Annotated in this window: 15 protein-coding genes; 6 read left to right on the top strand and 9 right to left on the bottom strand. The window is 63.2% G+C overall.

Features of this window, described 5'->3' with window-relative positions; genetic code table 11:
* Positions 1–21 precede the first annotated feature (21 nt).
* Positions 22–471: an EVE domain-containing protein gene (locus tag RRX38_RS17210; protein WP_315960043.1), complete on the top strand. Its 450-nt coding sequence runs from the start codon at positions 22–24 to the stop codon at positions 469–471.
* 6 nt (positions 472–477) lie between these two features.
* Here the strand turns inward: RRX38_RS17210 and RRX38_RS17205 are convergent, their stop codons facing one another.
* Positions 478–888 carry a flagellar basal body-associated protein FliL gene (locus RRX38_RS17205; protein ID WP_295472154.1) on the bottom strand — a complete coding sequence of 137 codons (411 nt, stop codon included), beginning with the start codon at positions 886–888 and terminating at the stop codon, positions 478–480.
* A gap of 337 nt (positions 889–1,225) precedes the next feature.
* Between RRX38_RS17205 and glpT the strand changes: the two genes are divergently transcribed.
* Positions 1,226–2,575 carry a glycerol-3-phosphate transporter gene (gene glpT, locus RRX38_RS17200; protein ID WP_295472156.1) on the top strand — a complete coding sequence of 450 codons (1,350 nt, stop codon included), beginning with the start codon at positions 1,226–1,228 and terminating at the stop codon, positions 2,573–2,575.
* Between the two features lies 1 nt (position 2,576).
* Here glpT and RRX38_RS17195 read toward each other — a convergent pair whose 3' ends face one another.
* From RRX38_RS17195 to trxA, 5 genes are all read right to left on the bottom strand, one after another.
* The gene (locus RRX38_RS17195) at positions 2,577–3,242 is read right to left on the bottom strand and encodes a gamma-glutamylcyclotransferase (protein WP_315960042.1); all 666 of its coding nucleotides are present in this window, start codon (positions 3,240–3,242) and stop codon (positions 2,577–2,579) included.
* A gap of 337 nt (positions 3,243–3,579) precedes the next feature.
* Positions 3,580–4,545 carry a CDP-6-deoxy-delta-3,4-glucoseen reductase gene (locus RRX38_RS17190; RefSeq protein ID WP_315960041.1) on the bottom strand — a complete coding sequence of 322 codons (966 nt, stop codon included), beginning with the start codon at positions 4,543–4,545 and terminating at the stop codon, positions 3,580–3,582.
* Positions 4,545–6,011: a 4-hydroxy-3-polyprenylbenzoate decarboxylase gene (gene ubiD, locus RRX38_RS17185; protein WP_295472162.1), complete on the bottom strand. Its 1,467-nt coding sequence runs from the start codon at positions 6,009–6,011 to the stop codon at positions 4,545–4,547. The genes RRX38_RS17190 and ubiD overlap by 1 nt, the downstream gene beginning before the upstream one ends.
* Before the next feature lie 114 nt (positions 6,012–6,125).
* The gene (rho, locus tag RRX38_RS17180; RefSeq protein ID WP_295472164.1) at positions 6,126–7,385 is read right to left on the bottom strand and encodes a transcription termination factor Rho; all 1,260 of its coding nucleotides are present in this window, start codon (positions 7,383–7,385) and stop codon (positions 6,126–6,128) included.
* Between the two features lie 234 nt (positions 7,386–7,619).
* Entirely contained in the window at positions 7,620–7,949 is a 330-nt protein-coding gene (gene trxA / locus RRX38_RS17175; RefSeq protein WP_295472166.1) for a thioredoxin TrxA, read from the bottom strand.
* A 274-nt stretch (positions 7,950–8,223) separates the two neighbouring features.
* Between trxA and ppx the strand changes: the two genes are divergently transcribed.
* Positions 8,224–9,726, top strand: a complete 1,503-nt coding sequence (gene ppx, locus RRX38_RS17170) for an exopolyphosphatase (protein WP_295472168.1) — start codon at positions 8,224–8,226, stop codon at positions 9,724–9,726.
* Here the strand turns inward: ppx and ppk1 are convergent.
* Both ppk1 and hemB read right to left on the bottom strand, forming a co-directional pair.
* Positions 9,713–11,923 (bottom strand): polyphosphate kinase 1, encoded by a 2,211-nt coding sequence (ppk1, locus tag RRX38_RS17165; RefSeq protein ID WP_295472170.1) that lies wholly within the window; start codon positions 11,921–11,923, stop codon positions 9,713–9,715. The genes ppx and ppk1 overlap by 14 nt on opposite strands.
* A gap of 20 nt (positions 11,924–11,943) precedes the next feature.
* Positions 11,944–12,954, bottom strand: a complete 1,011-nt coding sequence (gene hemB / locus RRX38_RS17160; protein WP_315960040.1) for a porphobilinogen synthase — start codon at positions 12,952–12,954, stop codon at positions 11,944–11,946.
* 231 nt (positions 12,955–13,185) lie between these two features.
* Between hemB and RRX38_RS17155 the strand changes: the two genes are divergently transcribed.
* Positions 13,186–13,815, top strand: coding sequence for a DedA family protein (locus RRX38_RS17155; protein WP_295472173.1), 630 nt, complete (start codon positions 13,186–13,188; stop codon positions 13,813–13,815).
* Positions 13,816–13,925: 110 nt separating this feature from the next.
* The gene (gene elbB, locus RRX38_RS17150) at positions 13,926–14,600 is read left to right on the top strand and encodes an isoprenoid biosynthesis glyoxalase ElbB (protein WP_315960039.1); all 675 of its coding nucleotides are present in this window, start codon (positions 13,926–13,928) and stop codon (positions 14,598–14,600) included.
* 10 nt (positions 14,601–14,610) lie between these two features.
* On the opposite strand, the gene RRX38_RS17145 is transcribed toward elbB, so the two are convergent.
* The gene (locus tag RRX38_RS17145; protein ID WP_315960038.1) at positions 14,611–16,500 is read right to left on the bottom strand and encodes an FTR1 family protein; all 1,890 of its coding nucleotides are present in this window, start codon (positions 16,498–16,500) and stop codon (positions 14,611–14,613) included.
* A 373-nt stretch (positions 16,501–16,873) separates the two neighbouring features.
* Between RRX38_RS17145 and RRX38_RS17140 the strand changes: the two genes are divergently transcribed.
* A complete protein-coding gene (locus RRX38_RS17140; RefSeq protein ID WP_315960037.1) occupies positions 16,874–18,265 on the top strand; it encodes a hypothetical protein in 1,392 nt (463 codons plus the stop codon).
* Positions 18,266–18,267: the final 2 nt, after the last annotated feature.

Below are 18,267 nucleotides of genomic sequence, written 5' to 3'. Positions count from 1 at the left end.
TTCGTAACAGGAGTATGCAACGTGGCCTACTGGCTGATGAAATCGGAGCCTGACGAGTTCTCGATCAGCGACCTGAAACGCTTGGGCACAGCCCGCTGGGACGGGGTGCGCAACTATCAGGCACGCAACTTTCTGCGTGCCATGAAGATAGGCGATGCGTTCTTCTTCTACCACTCCAGTTGCCCGGAACCCGGCATTGCCGGTATCGGCACCATCGCTCGCGCCGCCTACCCGGACCCTACGGCCTTGGACCCCGACAGTCATTACTTCGACGCCAAGGCCAGCGCGGAAAAGAACCCCTGGAGCGCCATCGACGTTGCCTTCGAGAGCCTCTTCACCCAAGTGCTGGGGCTGGGTTACCTGAAACAGCAGAGCGCACTGGAACAGTTGCCGCTGGTGCAAAAGGGCAGCCGCCTGTCGGTGATGCCGGTGACCGCCGAACAGTGGGCGGCCATTCTCGCCCTGCGCTGAATGCCTTTACTGGGCGATCAGGTTGTTGAACAGCAGGTCTTCGACATAGGGCTGCCCCTCTTCGGTGGTCAACACCTGCTGAACCTGCTTGAGCGCTTCCTGACGCAGCTTTTCCTTGGCATCGGCGCTGCTCATGCTCTCGACGGTCTGCTGGGAGAACAGCGCCACCAGTTGATTGCGAATCAGGGGATCATTGCGCTTGACCGCAGCCTGGGCCTCGGTGCCGGTCACGCGCAAGGCGATGTCGGCCTTGTAGACGCGCAGCTTGGGGCCGCCATCCAGGGCGTAGTTGCCAACGAACGGTGGCGCGAGGGTCACATAGGCTGGCTTGGGCTCAGCCGATTCTTCCTTCTTTTCCTCGGCCTGCGCCAGGGCGGGCAAGGTCAAAGCCAGCAACATCAGGATCCACGCTTTCACAATCCACTCCTCAATTCGATTTGCCCGCGCAGCGCCAGGCCGGTCGCCCGGGGCGAGCGCCGCAGCGACACGCAGTGTAGCGCCAATCCGGCTGCCAGACCCAGCACAGGCCTGGCATGAATCCGGACTACTCAGAGCTTATCGGCCAAACGCGCAAAAGGAATAGGTCGACGGCGTCACGCTGCGTGCAAGCTGGCGCACCACCGAAGTGCGAACATGTTCACAAATGAACAAAAACGAAAAAAATTTGGCTCCAAACGTCCGGAGGCACTGCTTTTTTCTGTAACGAAAATGTAACATTCACTTTCGCAAAAAGAACAAGAACCGGAGCATCTTCATGTTTGCGTTTTTCCGTCCCGCCCCACACCGCGCGCCCCTGCCCGAAGAGCAGGTCGACAGCACCTACCGTCGCCTGCGCTGGCAGATCTTCGCCGGCATCTTCATTGGCTATGCCGGTTACTACCTGCTGCGCAAGAACTTCTCGCTGGCCATGCCCTACCTCATCGAAGAGGGCTATACCCGCGGCCAGCTGGGGGTGGCGATGTCGGCCATCGCCATCGCCTACGGCCTGTCGAAGTTCCTCATGGGCCTGGTCTCCGACCGCTCCAACCCACGCTACTTCCTGCCCTTCGGCCTGCTGGTCTCGGCCGGAGTGATGTTCATCTTCGGCTTCGCGCCTTGGGCCACGTCCAGCGTGACCATCATGTTCATCCTGCTGTTCATCAATGGCTGGGCACAGGGCATGGGCTGGCCGCCCAGCGGGCGCACCATGGTGCACTGGTGGTCGCAGAAGGAACGCGGTGGCGTGGTGTCGGTATGGAACGTTGCGCACAACGTCGGTGGCGGCCTGATCGGCCCACTGTTCCTGCTCGGCCTGGGCTGGACCAACGACTGGCATGCGGCGTTCTACGTGCCGGCGGCGGTGGCTTTGCTGGTGGCGGTGTTCGCCTTCGCGACCATGCGCGACACCCCGCAATCGGTGGGCCTGCCGTCGATCGAGCAATACAAGAACGATTACCCGGAAGGCTACGACGCCAGCCATGAAGAGGAATTCAGCACCAAGGAAATCTTTGTCAAGTACGTGCTGCGCAACAAGCTGCTGTGGTACATCGCCCTGGCCAACGTGTTCGTCTACCTGCTGCGCTACGGCGTACTCGACTGGGCGCCCACCTACCTCAAGGAAGCCAAGCACTTCACCGTCGATAAAAGCTCCTGGGCATATTTCCTCTACGAGTGGGCCGGCATTCCCGGCACCCTGCTGTGCGGCTGGATGTCGGACAAGATCTTCAAGGGTAATCGCGGCCTGACCGGCATGGTGTTTATGTTCCTGGTGACCGTCGCCACCCTGGTCTACTGGCTGAACCCGGAAGGCAACCCGACCGTGGACATGATCGCCCTGGTGTCGATCGGCTTCCTGATCTACGGCCCGGTGATGCTGATCGGCTTGCAGGCCCTGGAACTGGCGCCGAAGAAAGCCGCCGGTACCGCCGCCGGCTTTACCGGCCTGTTCGGCTACCTAGGCGGATCGGTCGCAGCCAGCGCCGCCATCGGCTACACCGTGGACCACTTCGGCTGGGACGGCGGCTTCGTCCTGCTGGTGGGTTCGTGCATCCTGGCCATGGCCTTCCTGGCACCGACCCTGCGGCACAAGCAGGCTGCCAGCACCTCGCGTCCGGTCAAGGCCTGATTCAGACCAGCGACCCGCAACGCCTGAGCCGCGCCTCCAGATTCCGGTCTGGCATGGCGTGGCTGCGCAACGCCTGGGCAGTCTGCTGCACGTAATCGCGCGTGGTGCCGGAACGCCCGCTGGCGCAGGCCAGGACCTGGCTCAGCACACTGTCGGGCAGGTTGCCCGCGTAGCTGGGCAGGTGCCGCTCCAGCACGAAGCCCAAGGCCTGGATCTTGCTGCCATCGGCCAGCCGGCAACTGAGCCAGTGCGGCCGATACGACGGGTATGGCATCTCGCGTTTCCACAGCGCCAGCAACGACTCTTCCAGGCATTCATCGGCCAGGCGATAGGCGACGCCCGTGCAGGAACCACCGCGATCCAGGCCGAATACCAGCCCCGGCGCATCCGGCGTACCGCGATGCTCATGCGACCAGAGATACAGCCCGCGGTGGTAACCATGCACACGGGCGCGCTGGCGCTCCACGGTGGCGCACTCCGGGCGCCAGATCAACGAACCATAGGCGAACAGCCAGACCGGCCCGCCCTCATGCCGTTGCAGGGTAGCGTGCATCGAGGCCAGCAGTTGTTCGTGGGTCAGTTGCGGGCCGAGGTCGATGACCGGCGGATAAGTGAGGCCCAGGCCGCCGTGTACGGCCGCGGCGAGATCATTGACTGGATTACCCATTGAGTCTCCCTGGCAAGTGCCTTGCCATGGCCAGCCGGTGCCGGGCATCTGGCGCCCATCGGCCGACAGACCGGTGTCGCGATAGCGATAGAGCGAAAAGAATCGAGCAGCCGCCAGTGAAACGATTCCGGCGGCCGGATCATACTGGCATGAAGCAAAATCCAATCCAACCGCCTGGACCGTCTGGCGAAGCGCTAAGCACGCGGTTTTCAAGACCGATTGGCAATAATGCTCTGCGGGCAGGTCATAAGCGGGCTGGCTCGCGAAAGGACCAGGAAATTCATTGCATCTGCCATGAACAGGCGGTCGATTCACGGCCCAAGCCGCTTCAGGCCGGTCAGCGAGGGGCGTAGGCGAATACGTCGGCGCGCATGCGGTGGGCGTCCATGCCCGCTTCGACCAGCGCATCAAGGGTGGCATACACCATCGCGGGCGAGCCGCTGGCGTAGACATGCACCTGAGAAAGGTCGGCGATGTCTTCACGCACCGCCTCATGCAACAGGCCGCAACGCCCCTCCCAACCACAGAGGTCACTGACCACCTTGTGCAGATGCAGGTTGGGCAGCTGCTGCCAGGCGTCCCAATGGCGGATGACGTAGAAATCCTCGGGGCGGCGCACGCCCCAGTACAAGTGCACCGGATGGCGGAAGCCGCTGACGCGACAGTGTTCGATAAGGCTGTGCATCTGCGCCATGCCGGTGCCGGCAGCGATCAGTACCAACGGTCCATCCGGTAGCTCGGCCAGATGGGTATCACCGAATGGCAGCTCGACCCGCGCCAGCCCGTCGCGCTGCAACTGCGCCAGCAGGGCCTGGGCACCGGCCTCGCGGGCCAGCACGTGCAGCTCCAGATCACGCCCGGCATGCGGCGCGCTGGCCAGGGAGAACGCCGACTGGCCGCCGTCTTCACGTTCGAGCATCAGGTACTGCCCGGCGTGATAGCGCGGCGGCTTGCCCGCTGGGGCGCGCAGGCCGATGCGCCAGACATCGCCACCCACCGCGACACATTCACTGAGCTGGCAGGCCAGGCGCCGCACCGGCAGCTCGCCGTGCGCCAACACGCCGTCCCAGAGCACCACGCAATCCTCCAGCGGCTGTGCCAGGCAGGTATACACCTCGCCATGGTCGTGCTCCTGACCGTCCTGGACCACGCGGCCTTCCACCAGCAGCGCCGCACAGACATGGCAGTTGCCATTGCGGCAGCTGTTCGGGCATTCGTAGCCCAGACGCTGCGCCGCCGCCAGGATGGCCTCACCGGGCAGAGTTTGCAGAATGGCGCCGGAGGGCTGCAGGGTTACACGCATCAATCGATTCCCAGCTGGTTCCAGATCTCGTCCACACGGCGTGTGGTCGCTTCATCCTTGACGATGGCACGCCCCCACTCGCGACTGGTTTCGCCCGGCCACTTGTGGGTGGCGTCCAAGCCCATCTTCGAGCCCAGGCCGGACACCGGCGAGGCGAAATCGAGGTAGTCGATAGGGGTGTTGTCGATCATCACCGTGTCGCGCTTGGGGTCCATGCGCGTGGTGATGGCCCAGATGACGTCGTTCCAGTCCCGTGCATTGATATCGTCGTCGGTGACGATAACGAACTTGGTGTACATGAACTGTCGCAGGAACGACCACACACCCAGCATGACGCGCTTGGCATGGCCGGGGTACTGCTTCTTCATGGTCACCACCGCCATGCGGTACGAGCAGCCCTCGGGCGGCAGGTAGAAGTCGGTGATCTCCGGAAACTGCTTCTGCAGGATCGGCACGAACACTTCGTTGAGCGCCACGCCAAGAATTGCCGGCTCATCCGGCGGCCGGCCGGTGTAGGTGCTGTGGTAGATCGGCTTTTGCCGATGGGTGATTCGCTCGACGGTGAACACCGGAAAGCTGTCCACCTCGTTGTAGTAGCCCGTATGGTCGCCATAGGGGCCTTCGTCGGCCATCTCACCGGGATGAATCACACCTTCGAGGACGATCTCGGCGCTGGCCGGCACCTGCAGGTCACTGCCCCGGCACTTGATCAGCTCGGTGCGGCTGTCACGCAGCAGGCCGGCGAAAGCGTATTCGGACAGGCTGTCCGGCACCGGCGTCACCGCGCCGAGAATGGTCGCCGGGTCGGCGCCCAGGGCTACGGCTACCGGGAACGGCTGGCCCGGATTCTTCGCGCACCATTCCTTGTAGTCCAGCGCCCCACCCCGATGGCTCAGCCAGCGCATGATGACCTTGTTGCGGCCGATCACCTGCTGGCGATAGATGCCCAGGTTCTGGCGCTCCTTGTTCGGCCCGCGGGTGACGGTCAAACCCCAGGTGATCAGCGGCGCGACATCGCCAGGCCAGCAGGTCTGCACCGGCAGCAGGCCAAGGTCGACGTCATCACCCTCGATGACCACTTCCTGGCAGGGCGCGTCCTTGACCACCTTGGGCGCCATGGCGATGACTTTCTTGAAGATCGGCAGCTTGGACCAGGCGTCCTTGAGCCCCTTGGGCGGCTCGGGCTCCTTGAGGAAGGCCAGCAGCTTGCCTATTTCGCGCAGCTCGGCGATGGATTCGGCGCCCATGCCCATGGCGACCCGCTCCGGCGTACCGAACAGGTTACCCAACACCGGCATGTCGAAGCCCACCGGTTTTTCGAAGAGCAGGGCCGGGCCCTTGGCTCGCAGGGTGCGGTCACAGATTTCGGTCATCTCCAGCACGGGGGAGATGGGCATCTGGATGCGTTTCAATTCTCCGCGCTGCTCAAGCTGCTGCACGAAGTCCCTAAGATCCTTGAATTTCATTGACCCGGCCACTTTTACAAAGAGGTGCACATCGTACCTGCTCTGTATGGACGTGCCAGCGCACAGGCAAAAAAAATGGCGCCGCGAGGGCGCCATTTCCGATGAAACCGTCCGTTACTTGCGTTTCATGGACAGGAAGAATTCATCGTTGGTCTTGGTGGTCTTGAGCTTGTCCACCAGGAACTCGATGGCCGCCACTTCGTCCATCGGATGCAGCAGCTTGCGCAGGATCCACATACGCTGCAGCTCGTCGTCGGCGGTCAGCAGCTCTTCGCGGCGGGTGCCGGAACGGTTGATGTTGATGGCCGGGAATACACGCTTCTCGGCGATCTTGCGGTCCAGGGGCAGCTCCATGTTGCCGGTACCCTTGAACTCTTCGTAGATCACTTCATCCATCTTCGAGCCGGTTTCGATCAGCGCGGTGGCGATGATGGTCAGCGAGCCGCCCTCCTCGATGTTACGCGCCGCACCGAAGAAACGCTTCGGCTTTTCCAGGGCGTGGGCGTCGACACCACCGGTCAGGACCTTGCCGGAACTCGGGATTACGGTGTTGTAGGCACGTGCCAGACGGGTGATCGAGTCGAGCAGGATGACCACGTCCTTCTTGTGCTCGACCAGGCGTTTGGCCTTCTCGATGACCATCTCGGCGACCTGTACGTGACGGGTCGGCGGCTCGTCGAAGGTCGAGGCGACCACTTCGCCGCGCACGGTGCGCTGCATCTCGGTCACTTCCTCGGGACGCTCGTCGATCAGCAGCACGATCAGGTGGCATTCAGGGTTGTTGCGGGTGATGTTGGCCGCGATGTTCTGCAGCATGATGGTCTTGCCCGCTTTCGGCGGGGCGACGATCAGGCCGCGCTGACCCTTGCCGATCGGAGCGCAGAGGTCGATGACCCGGCCGGTGAGGTCTTCGGTGGAGCCGTTGCCGGCCTCCATCTTCAGGCGCTCGTTGGGGAACAGCGGCGTCAGGTTCTCGAACAGGATCTTGTTCTTGGCGTTCTCGGGGCGGTCGAAGTTGATCGAGTCGACCTTCAGCAGGGCGAAGTAACGCTCGCCTTCCTTCGGCGGGCGGATCTTGCCGACGATGGTGTCCCCGGTACGCAGGTTGAAACGGCGGATCTGGCTCGGCGAGACGTAGATATCGTCCGGGCCGGCCAGATAGGAAGCATCCGCAGAACGCAGAAAACCAAAGCCGTCCTGGAGGATCTCCAGCACGCCATCACCGGAGATCTCTTCACCGCTCTTGGCGTGCTTCTTGAGCAGGGAAAAAATCACATCCTGCTTGCGCGAACGGGCCATATTTTCTATGCCCATCTGTTCGGCCATTTCGAGCAGATCGGTAATCGGCTTTTGCTTGAGTTCAGTCAGGTTCATAGGGGAATGAAGTAATCGTATATGAGGGGGAATTAAGCTAGGGCTTAATGAAACCGCGCCGCGGAGATGGCGAAAGGATCGCGTACTGAATCGAAAGGAGAGCGTCGGCGACGGCTAGCAGGGGGCAACGGGAAAGCCGTTGCGGGGCCGAATGTAACACCTGACCAGGGAAGCGTCTAGTATCGCGGCTCAAAAAAAACCCCGCTGTTTGCGGGGTCTTGAAGCGCTCGGGCGTTACAGGTTGGCGTCGATGAAAGCCGCCAGTTGCGACTTCGACAGCGCGCCGACCTTGGTGGCCTCGACATTGCCGTTCTTGAACAGCATCAGGGTCGGAATGCCGCGCACGCCGTGCTTGGCAGGGGTTTCCTGGTTTTCGTCGATGTTCAGCTTGGCGACGGTCAGCTTGCCTTCATAGGTGGCAGCGATGTCGTCCAGAACCGGAGCGATCATCTTGCAAGGGCCGCACCATTCAGCCCAGTAGTCAACCAGCACAGGGCCTTGAGCCTGGAGAACATCGGCTTCGAAGCTGGCGTCGGTGACGTGTTTGATCAGGTCGCTACTCATGGAATTCTCCGGGTTGCTAGGCAAAAAAACGTGCGTCCATCATAGCGGCACCGCTACCAATGCGGAAGCGCGGCGTCATTGACTATGCCTATGAAGGAACGAGACAGAGGTTATAGCCCAAGGCCCTGCTGCCTCGCGATCGACCGGCGCTTGGCCGACGAATGACCTCACCCGCTTGCAAAGGCTCATCCGGCAGCCCTACGGGCAGCTGCGCGTTGGCGTCCGGCATGGATCGTGGCAGGATGGCGCGGTCATTGACCGGAATTTTCTGACCATGCCTCATACCAAAGCCAAGAATTTTTCCCTGATCGCCGCGATCGATCTGGGTTCCAACAGCTTTCATATGGTTGTCGCCAAGGCCAATCAAGGCGACATCCGCATTCTTGAGCGGCTGGGAGAAAAGGTTCAACTGGCAGCGGGTATCAATGAGGAACGTCAGCTCACCGAAGAGTCCATGCAACGCGGCCTGGACTGCCTCAAGCGCTTCGCCCAACTGATCAACGGCATGCCGCTGGGCGCCGTACGGATCGTCGGCACCAACGCCCTGCGCGAAGCACGCAACCGCAACGAATTCATCCATCGCGCCGAAGCCATCCTCGGCCACCCCGTGGAAGTGATCTCCGGTCGTGAAGAGGCCCGCCTCATCTATCTGGGCGTCTCGCATACCCTCGCCGACACCCCCGGCAAGCGCCTGGTGGCCGATATCGGCGGCGGCAGTACCGAGTTCATCATCGGCCAGCGCTTCGAGCCGCTGCTGCGCGAAAGCCTGCAGATGGGCTGCGTAAGCTACACGCAGCGCTACTTCCGCGACGGCAAGATCACCCCGGCCCGCTATGCCCAGGCCTATACCGCCGCGCGCCTGGAACTGATGAGCATCGAGCAGGCTCTGCACCGCCTGAAATGGGACGAGGCGATCGGCTCGTCCGGTACCATCCGCGCCATCGGTGCCGTGCTCAAGGCTAATGGCCACGGCTCGGGCGAAGTGAACGCCGAGGGCCTGGCCTGGCTCAAGCGCCGCCTGTTCAAGCTGGGCGACATCGACAAGATCGACTTCGAAGGCATCAAGCCCGACCGCCTGGCGATTTTCCCGGCTGGCCTGGCGATTCTCGAAGCCATCTTCGACGCCCTCGAACTGCAGCGCATGGACCACTGCGAAGGCGCTCTGCGCGAAGGCGTGCTCTACGACCTGCTGGGCCGTCACCATCACGAAGACGTGCGCGAGCGCACGCTGAACTCGCTGATGGAGCGCTACCACGTCGATATGGAGCAGGCCGCACGGGTCGAGCGCAAGGCGCTGATGGCTTTGGAGCAGGTGGCCGATGCCTGGGAATTGCAGGATGAAAACTACGCCGAGCTGCTGAGCTGGGCCGCCAAGGTGCATGAAGTGGGCCTGGACATCGCCCACTACCATTACCACAAGCACGGCGCCTACCTGATCGAACACTCCGACCTGGCCGGCTTCTCCCACGAAGACCAGCAGAAGCTGGCCCTGCTGGTGCGTGGCCACCGGCGCAACATCCCCAAGGACAAGTTCGCCGAGTTCGGCGACGAAGGCATCAAGCTGATCCGCCTGTGCGTGCTGCTGCGCTTCGCCATCCTGTTCCACCACATCCGTGGCACCCAGGAAATGCCGACCGTGGTGCTGCGCGCCGACGGCCCGAACCTGGACGCGCAGTTCCCGGATGGCTGGCTGGAAAACAACCAGCTGACCCAGGCCGACTTCGCGCTGGAAGCGGAGTGGCTGACCCGGGTCGGGATCGTCTTCAGCGCACGGTAAGCACCGGGTTGCTCAGGCGCTCCAGCAGGGTCGCCTGGGCACTGCGGGCGTTCTGGTTGCCGGTCGGCGAACTGCGCAGGTAGCGACCGTCTGACTGCAGCAGCCAGCTGTGGGTGTTGTCGGTGAGGTACAGCTCCAGCTCCTTCTTGACCCGCAGGATCAGCTTCTTGCCCTCCACCGGGAAGCAGGTCTCGACGCGCTTGTCGAGGTTGCGCTCCATCCAGTCGGCACTGGACAGGAACATCTGCTCTTCGCCGCCATTGAGGAAGTAGTAGACCCGCGTGTGCTCCAGGAAGCGGCCGATGATCGAACGCACCTGGATGTTGTGCGACACGCCGGCGATGCCGGGGCGCAGGCAGCACATGCCGCGCACGATCAGGTCGATCTTCACACCCGCCTGGCTGGCCTTGTACAGCGCGCGGATGACCTTCGGGTCGGTCAGCGAGTTGAACTTGGCGATGATGTGCGCCGGCTTGCCCTCGATGGCGAACTGCGTCTCCCGGGCAATCATGTCGAGAATGCCCTTCTTGAGGGTGAACGGCGCGTGCAGCAGCTTCTTCATGCGCAGGGTCTTGCCCATGCCGATCAGCTGGCTGAACAGCTTGGACACGTCCTCGCACAGTGCGTCGTCGGAGGTCAGCATGCTGTAGTCGGTGTACAGCCGCGCGTTGCCGGCATGGTAGTTACCCGTCCCCAGGTGTGCGTAGCGCACGATTTCCCCGGCTTCGCGACGCAGGATCAACATCATCTTGGAGTGGGTCTTGAAGCCCACCACGCCGTAGATCACCACCGCACCGGCAGCCTGCAGGCGGCTGGCCAGCTGCAGGTTCGATTCTTCGTCGAAACGCGCGCGCAGCTCGATGACCGCCGTGACTTCCTTGCCGTTGCGCGCGGCATCCACCAGCGCGTCGACGATCTCGGAGTTGGCACCGCTGCGGTACAGGGTCTGGCGCACCGCGAGCACGTGTGGATCCTTGGCGGCCTGGCGCAGCAGGTCGACCACCGGCGTGAAGGACTCGAACGGGTGCAGCAGCAGCACGTCCTGCTTGCGGATCACGCTGAACAGGTTGTCGCTGTTCTGCAGCAGCTTGGGAATCGCCGGCGTGAACGGCGGATGTTGCAGCTCGGGGTGGCTGTCCAGGCCGGTGATACTGAACAGGCGGGTGAGGTTGACCGGGCCATTGACCTGATACAGCTCCGATTCGGTCAGGCTGAACTGCTTGAGCAGGTAGTCCGACAGGTGTTTCGGGCAGGTATCGGCCACTTCCAGGCGCACCGCATCGCCATACCGACGCGAGAACAGCTCGCCGCGCAGGGCGCGGGCCAGGTCTTCGACGTCTTCGGAGTCCAGCGCCAGGTCGGCGTTACGGGTCAGGCGGAACTGATAGCAGCCCTTGACCTTCATGCCCTGGAACAGGTCGTCGGCATGCGCGTGGATCATCGACGACAGGAACACGAAGTTGTCGCCCGGCCCGCCGACATCTTCCGGCACCTTGATGACCCGTGGCAGCAGGCGCGGTGCCGGGATGATCGCCAGACCCGAGTCGCGACCGAAGGCGTCCACGCCCTCCAGCTCGACGATGAAGTTCAGGCTCTTGTTGACCAGCAAGGGGAACGGGTGGGTCGGGTCGAGACCGATCGGGGTGATGATCGGCGCGATTTCGTCACGGAAATAGCGACGCACCCAGGTCTTGAGCTTGGTGGTCCAGTAGCGGCGACGGATGAAGCGCACCTGGTGCTTTTCCAGTTCGGGCAGCAGCACGTCATTGAGGATCGCGTACTGACGGTCGACCTGCTCGTGAACCAGTTCGCTGATGCGCGCCAGCGCCTGGTGCGGCTGCAGGCCGTCGGCACCGGCCTGTTCGCGGGCGAAATTGATCTGCTTCTTGAGACCCGCGACGCGGATCTCGAAGAATTCGTCGAGGTTGCTGGAGAAGATCAGCAGGAACTTCAGCCTTTCCAGCAGGGGGTAGGACTCATCCAGCGCCTGCTCGAGCACTCGGATGTTGAACTGCAACTGCGACAGCTCGCGGTGGATGTACAGGCTGCTGTCATCCAGGTTCGGCACGACGATGGCAGGCGCTGCGGCCACGGGAGGCTCCACGACCTGCGGAGTTTCAACGGCAGGCTCAACCACGGGTGTAGCCTCCTGAACATCGACTTCTACAGTGGCTTGGGTGAGTCCTTCGGTATTCATGAACGTTCCTGTGAGGGAGGCTATTGCCCTTTTAATAGTTGAGCGGCGCGCACGGCAAAGTAGGTCAGGATGCCGTCTGCGCCGGCGCGTTTGAAAGCGGTGAGCGATTCGAGGATCACCCCCTCGCTGAGCCAGCCGTTCTGGATAGCGGCCATGTGCATCGCGTATTCACCGCTGACCTGATAAACGAAGGTCGGCACCTTGAACTCGTCCTTGACCCGGTGAAGGATGTCCAGGTACGGCATGCCCGGCTTGACCATCACCATGTCGGCGCCTTCGGCCAGGTCGGCGACCACTTCATGCAGCGCTTCGTCGCTGTTGGCCGGGTCCATCTGGTACGAGGCCTTGTTGGCCTTGCCCAGGTTCAGTGCCGAACCCACCGCATCGCGGAACGGGCCGTAGTAGGCGCTGGCGTACTTGGCCGAATAGGCCATGATGCGCACGTTGACATGCCCGGCCAGTTCCAGGGCCTCGCGGATCGCCTGAATGCGACCATCCATCATGTCCGAAGGTGCCACGACCTGGGCGCCGGCTTCGGCGTGGGACAACGCCTGCTTGACCAGTGCATCGACCGTGATGTCGTTCTGCACATAGCCTTCTTCGTCGAGGATGCCATCCTGGCCATGGGTGGTGAACGGGTCGAGCGCCACATCGGTGATGACGCCCAGCTCCGGGAAGCGGTCACGCAGCGCACGGGTAGCACGCTGGGCAATGCCCTCGGGGTTCCAGGCTTCGGCGGCATCCAGGGATTTCTTCTCGGTGGGGGTCACCGGGAACAGCGCCAGGGCCGGAATGCCCAGTTCAACCCACTGTTCGGCAGCTTCCAGCAGCAGGTCGACCGACAGGCGCTCCACACCCGGCATCGAAGCGACCGCTTCGCGGCGGTTTTCGCCTTCGAGGACGAATACGGGAAGAATCAGGTCATCGACCGTGAGGACATTCTCGCGCACCAGGCGACGAGAAAAGTCGTCGCGGCGATTACGACGCAGGCGAGTGAGAGGGAACAGGCGGTTTGCGGGGGTGAAACTCACGGCAATACTCCTGGGCCCGCATGCGCGGGCAAGCGCGACAGTTATAAGCCGCCATTATGACCAATGTGTGACACTTTAAGTGCAATGTGCGACTCAAGGCCGCAGCAGAGCGGCTGGCGTATTTTGCACGACTATGGTTGTAACATTCTTTAACCTACAGACGCACACCGACGCTTTCCAGTTTGCCTTGCGCGGGTTAGGCTGCGTCCTCATTTCGCCAGCACCCAGACAATGCTCCAGAATTTTCTCAACGATTTCGGCTATCTGGCCCTGTTCATCGGCACCTTCTTCGAAGGCGAAACCATTCTGGTTCTGGCCGGTTTCCTGGCTTTTCGTGGCTACATGGACCTCAATATGGTCATGATCGTCGCGTTCTGCGGGAGCTACGCTGGCGACCAGCTGTGGTACTTCATGGGTCGCCGCCACGGGCGCCGGATCCTCGCCCGCAAGCCGCGCTGGCAGGCTATGGGCGACCGGGCGCTGCGCCTGGTGCGCAAGCATCCCGACCTCTGGGTTCTGAGTTTCCGCTTTGTCTACGGCCTGCGCACGGTAATGCCCGTGGCCATCGGCCTGTCCGGCTATCCGCCGGGGCGCTACCTGCTGCTCAATGGCATCGGTGCGGCGGTATGGGCCATAGCCCTGGCGGCCGCCGCCTATCACTTCGGCTCCTTCATGGAAGGCCTGCTGGGCAATATCAAGAAGTACGAGATGTGGGTGCTCGGCGGCCTGCTGGTGATCGGCCTGGCGCTGTGGCTGCGTCGGCGTATCCGTACCGCACGCCTGGCGCGCGAAGAGAAGCTGGCAGCCGCCTCCGGTGCAGCCCTGCAAGCCGACACGCTCGACAAGAAAACCGACGATTAACCCCCGCGGCCGACCCTGCCGGGTTGGCCCACTGAACGCCCGCCTGCTGATACGATCCCATGTTTCATATGCCCGCCACCCGGTCGGGCCTGAGACGGAGAGTGTCGCCGATGACCAAGAAAGTAGCCGTAATCCTGTCCGGCTGCGGTGTCTACGATGGAGCAGAGATCCACGAAAGCGTCCTGACCCTGCTGCGCCTGGACCAGCGCGGCGTAACGACGCAATGCTTCGCCCCCGACATCCCGCAGCTGCATGTCGTCAACCACCTGACCGGCAACCCCAGCGCAGAGACACGTAACGTACTGGTGGAGTCTGCGCGCATCGCCCGCGGCGCGGTTCAAGACGTGCGCGAGGCCCGTGCCGAAGACTTCGACGCGGTGATCGTCCCCGGTGGCTTCGGCTCAGCCAAGAACCTGTCCGACCTGGCCAGCGAAGGTGCCGCCTGCCAGGTGCAGCCCGACGTATTGAACCTGCTGCAGTCATTTGCCGCCGCAGGCAAGCCGGTCGGGCTGATCTGCATCACCCCGGCGCTGGCCGCCAGGATCTACGGCGAAGGCGTCATCAGCACCATCGGCAACGACCCCGACACCGCTGCGGCGATCATCCAGATGGGCGGTGTGCATCAGGATTGCCACGTCGAAGATATCGTCGAAGACGTCGAACGCCGCTTGGTCAGCACGCCGGCCTACATGCTCGCCGGCAGCATCAGTGAGGCGGCCGCCGGCATCAACAAGCTGGTCGACCGCATCGTCGAACTCACCCACGAGCACGACGACGCGTCCTGAGCACCACGCCTCAGACCTGGGCGCGGCGCTCCTGCAGGCGGCTGCGTCCATAGAGCACTACGACGGCCAGCAAGGCCAGCGCCTGGGCGCTCAGCGACCAGGCATCGGCATGGATGCCCAGCCAGTCGAATTCGAAGAAATTCACCGGATGTGTGCCGAAGATGCCGGCTTCCTGCAATGCCTTGACGCCATGCCCGGCGAACACCACCGAAAGCGCGCACAACAGCGCGGCGTTGATCGAGAAGAACAGCGCCAGCGGCAGCTTCGCCGAGCCACGCAGGATCACCCAGGCCAGCCCCAGCAACAGCACCAGCGCCGTGGCGCCGCCCGCCAGTACGGCATTGTGGCCAGCCGGGCCGGCCTGCAGCCAGAGGGTCTCGTAGAACAGGATCACCTCGAACAGCTCGCGATACACCGAGAAGAACGCCAGCACCGCGAAGCCGAAGCGCCCGCCGCCACTGACCAGGCTGCTCTTGACGTAGTCCTGCCAGGCTGCCGCATGCCGCCGGTCGTGCATCCACACACCCAGCCACAGCACCATCACGCTGGCGAACAGCGCAGTAGCACCTTCCAGCAACTCGCGCTGCGCACCGCTGACATCGATCACATAAGCAGCCAGCGCCCAGGTGCCCAGGCCGGCCAGCAAGGCCAGCCCCCAGCCAACGTTGACGCTGCGTACCGCCGACTCCTGGCCGGTGTTGCGCAGGAAGGCAAGAATCGCGGCGAGCACCAGAATCGCCTCCAGGCCTTCGCGCAGCAGGATCAGCAGACCGGAAATGTAGCTCAGCGATACGCTCAGGCCATCGCCGCCCAGCGCCTCGGCACTGGCCTGCAGCTTGACCTTGGCCAGGTCGAGGCGCTGCTTCACCTGCTCTTGCGGCAGGCTGTCCTGCACCGCCTGACGGTAGGCCATCAGCGACTTCTCGGTATCCTTGCGCAGCGCGGCATCGACGTTGTCCAGCGAGCTTTCCACCAGCTCGAAGCCTTCCAGATAAGCGGCCACCGACAGGTCGTAGGCCTGGTCACGGTCACCGCTGGCATAAGCCGCCAGGCTCTTGTCCAGAGTGCTACGCGTGTAGTCCAGCAATTGCGCTGGGCCGCGCTGGGCCTGGGGTGGCTTGGCGCGCTGAACGCGGAATGCCGCAGCAGCCTGCGGGCCGTCGCTGGCTTCCACCTCGGCCGGGGTCTGGCGAGCCAGCTCGGCAATGTTCCAGGTCTTGTCGGCTGCCGCCGTGGCCGGCGCACTGAAGCTGGCGATGTACACGGCAAGGTCCCAGCGCTGGCGCTCGTCCAGCAGCTCGGCGAAGGCCGGCATGTCGGTACCGCTCACTCCCAACCCCACTGTGTTGTAGAGGTCATAGAGGCTCAGACGGCCCATGCGCACGGCATCGCGCAGGTTCGACGGCGCCGGGTCCAGGCCGATTCCCGCCGGCCCGTCGCCCGCACCGCTGTCACCATGGCAGACCGAGCAGGTCTGAGCGTAGAGCGGTGCGCCCCGGGCCGGGTCCGGCGTGATCAGCGGCGCCTGGCTGACCTCATACAGGGCCGCCAGGCTGGCACCCAACTGACGCGCCTGGCGGGCCACCAGAGCACCGTCCTCATGACTGGCCACGGCCTGCTGCAGGTCAGCGACCCCGCGCTCCAGCGCATCACGCCCGGCACGCGCCGGCAGCCCGTTCACCAGTCCGTGCAGTGCGCCCAGAAACTCGACCTGCTCGCGATACTCGCTATCTTCGACCACCTTGCCGTCGGCCACGGTGGCCGGGTAATCGGCGGCGATGTAGTCGAGCAGGTGCAGTGCCTGAGCGGCGCCCTCGACAGGCTCGGCCAGCAGGCTGGAACTGAACAGCGCCAATACCGGCAGCAGCAGCCAGCCCAGGAAACGGGCAGGGAACGACATGAAATGATTCTCAATGGATGGCAAAGCCGAGCATTGTTCCCTTACATCCGACGCTGCTCAAGACTCTGAGTGAATATTTGTGACAAAAAATTACATCTGCGCCGTCCGCCGCTCGCGACTAGTCCAAAGGCACTAGCACAGGTGAGCTAGCTCACATTCCGCTCATCTGAAAGCCCAGCACCTCCGGAACAAGGACAAATATCCGTTGTCATCGCCAGCCCGCCGCTTATAATCCCGCGCTTCCGCACCTTCCAGGGCCGCTCGGCTCCGGCATACGGACATCATTCAGGCAGCCCGCACGCGCCTGGCCATGGGACTGGCATAGCGGGTCACCCTGATTCTCGCCATCGATTTTCAGGGATTGGAACGCTCCATGTCTTCTCGCGCCCTTACCGCCCTCGCACTGCTCGCCGCTGTCCAGCTGGCAGGCTGCTCCGCCTTCCGCAGCTACGACACCGAACTGAAGGAAACCAACCAGCAGCTCACCGCCGGCAACATCGTCGGCGCCCTGGCCACGCTGGAAAAGAACAACACCAGTGCCGACAAGGACCTGCTCTACTACTTCGAGAAGGGCGAACTGCTGCGCGCCAAGGGCGACCTGGACGGTAGCCAGGCGGCCTGGCACTCCGCCGACCGGGTGATCTACACCTGGGAGGAATCGGTCAAGCTCGACGCCGACAAGTACCTGGCGCAGTTCGGCAGCTTCCTGGTCAACGACAAGGTGCGTCGCTACGAAGGCTACGACTACGAAAAGGTCATGCTGACCACGCAGATGGCCCTCAACCTGCTGGCACGCAACGACTTCGACGGTGCCCGCACCGAAATCAAGAAGACCCACGAACGCGAAGCGGTGATCGCCGAGCTGCGTGACAAGGAATACCTCAAGAGCGAGCAGGAGGCCCAGCGCCAGGGCGTCACCACTCAGTTCAAGGACCTGCAGGGCTACCCTGTGGCGTCGCTGGACGCTCCGGAAGTGGTCAACCTGAAGAACAGCTACCAGAGCGCGTTCAGCCATTACCTGTCCGGCTTCGTCTACGAGGCCCTGGGCGAGAAAGGCCTGGCCGCACCGGGTTACCGCAAGGCCGTTGAACTGCGCCCCAACACCCCGCTGCTCGAGGACGCACTGAAGAAGCTCGACGCCGACGCCGGCAAGAACGGCGACAGCGAAGTCCTGCTGGTGGTACAGAGCGGCTTCGCGCCGGCCCGCGACTCGGTACGCGTCCCGCTGCCACTGCCGATCAGCGGCAACCTGGTCATCACCCCGCTGTCGTTCCCGGTGATCCGTGCCGACAGCAGCACGCCGAGCTTCGATCAGGTATCGCTGAACGGCAAGCCGCTGAACCTGACCCTGCTCAACAGCACCACCGACATGTCGCGCCGCGCCCTGCGTGACGACATGCCGGGCATCATCGTACGCACCACGGTACGCGCCATCAGCCGTGGCGTGGCGCAGAAGAAGCTCAACGAAGTGAACCCGCTGGCCGGCCTGGCGGTGGGCATCGCTTCGGCGATCACCGAAGGCGCCGACACCCGCACCTGGCGCACCCTGCCGGACCGCACCCTGGTAGCGCGCATTCGCCTGCCGCAAGGCCAGCACCAGGTGGTATTGCCCAATGCCCTGGGCGGCTCGCAGGTGCAGTTCAAGATCGACAAGCCTTACCAAGTCGTCGCCGTGCGCGCCCTGGGCAACCAGGTGTACGCCGACGGCCAGATCGCCCAGGTCATCCCGACCAACGCGCCGCAAGCCATCGCTGTAGCCAAGTAAAC

Origin of the sequence: Pseudomonas sp. DTU_2021_1001937_2_SI_NGA_ILE_001 (assembly GCF_032463525.1) — a bacterium.
Classification (GTDB): Bacteria; Pseudomonadota; Gammaproteobacteria; order Pseudomonadales; family Pseudomonadaceae; genus Aquipseudomonas.
Note: the sequence above shows the minus strand (reverse complement) of the source record. Positions and strands in the feature narration are given on the sequence as shown.

Excerpts from the sequence above, each read along its gene's own strand:
- glpT (WP_295472156.1), top strand. The coding sequence starts at position 1,226 with ATGTTTGCGTTTTTCCGTCCCGCCCCACACCGCGCGCCCCTGCCCGAA.
- RRX38_RS17195 (WP_315960042.1), bottom strand. The coding sequence starts at position 3,242 with ATGGGTAATCCAGTCAATGATCTCGCCGCGGCCGTACACGGCGGCCTG.
- RRX38_RS17190 (WP_315960041.1), bottom strand. The coding sequence starts at position 4,545 with ATGCGTGTAACCCTGCAGCCCTCCGGCGCCATTCTGCAAACTCTGCCC.
- ubiD (WP_295472162.1), bottom strand. The coding sequence starts at position 6,011 with ATGAAATTCAAGGATCTTAGGGACTTCGTGCAGCAGCTTGAGCAGCGC.
- rho (WP_295472164.1), bottom strand. The coding sequence starts at position 7,385 with ATGAACCTGACTGAACTCAAGCAAAAGCCGATTACCGATCTGCTCGAA.
- trxA (WP_295472166.1), bottom strand. The coding sequence starts at position 7,949 with ATGAGTAGCGACCTGATCAAACACGTCACCGACGCCAGCTTCGAAGCC.
- ppx (WP_295472168.1), top strand. The coding sequence starts at position 8,224 with ATGCCTCATACCAAAGCCAAGAATTTTTCCCTGATCGCCGCGATCGAT.
- ppk1 (WP_295472170.1), bottom strand. The coding sequence starts at position 11,923 with ATGAATACCGAAGGACTCACCCAAGCCACTGTAGAAGTCGATGTTCAG.
- RRX38_RS17155 (WP_295472173.1), top strand. The coding sequence starts at position 13,186 with ATGCTCCAGAATTTTCTCAACGATTTCGGCTATCTGGCCCTGTTCATC.
- elbB (WP_315960039.1), top strand. The coding sequence starts at position 13,926 with ATGACCAAGAAAGTAGCCGTAATCCTGTCCGGCTGCGGTGTCTACGAT.
- RRX38_RS17145 (WP_315960038.1), bottom strand. The coding sequence starts at position 16,500 with ATGTCGTTCCCTGCCCGTTTCCTGGGCTGGCTGCTGCTGCCGGTATTG.
- RRX38_RS17140 (WP_315960037.1), top strand. The coding sequence starts at position 16,874 with ATGTCTTCTCGCGCCCTTACCGCCCTCGCACTGCTCGCCGCTGTCCAG.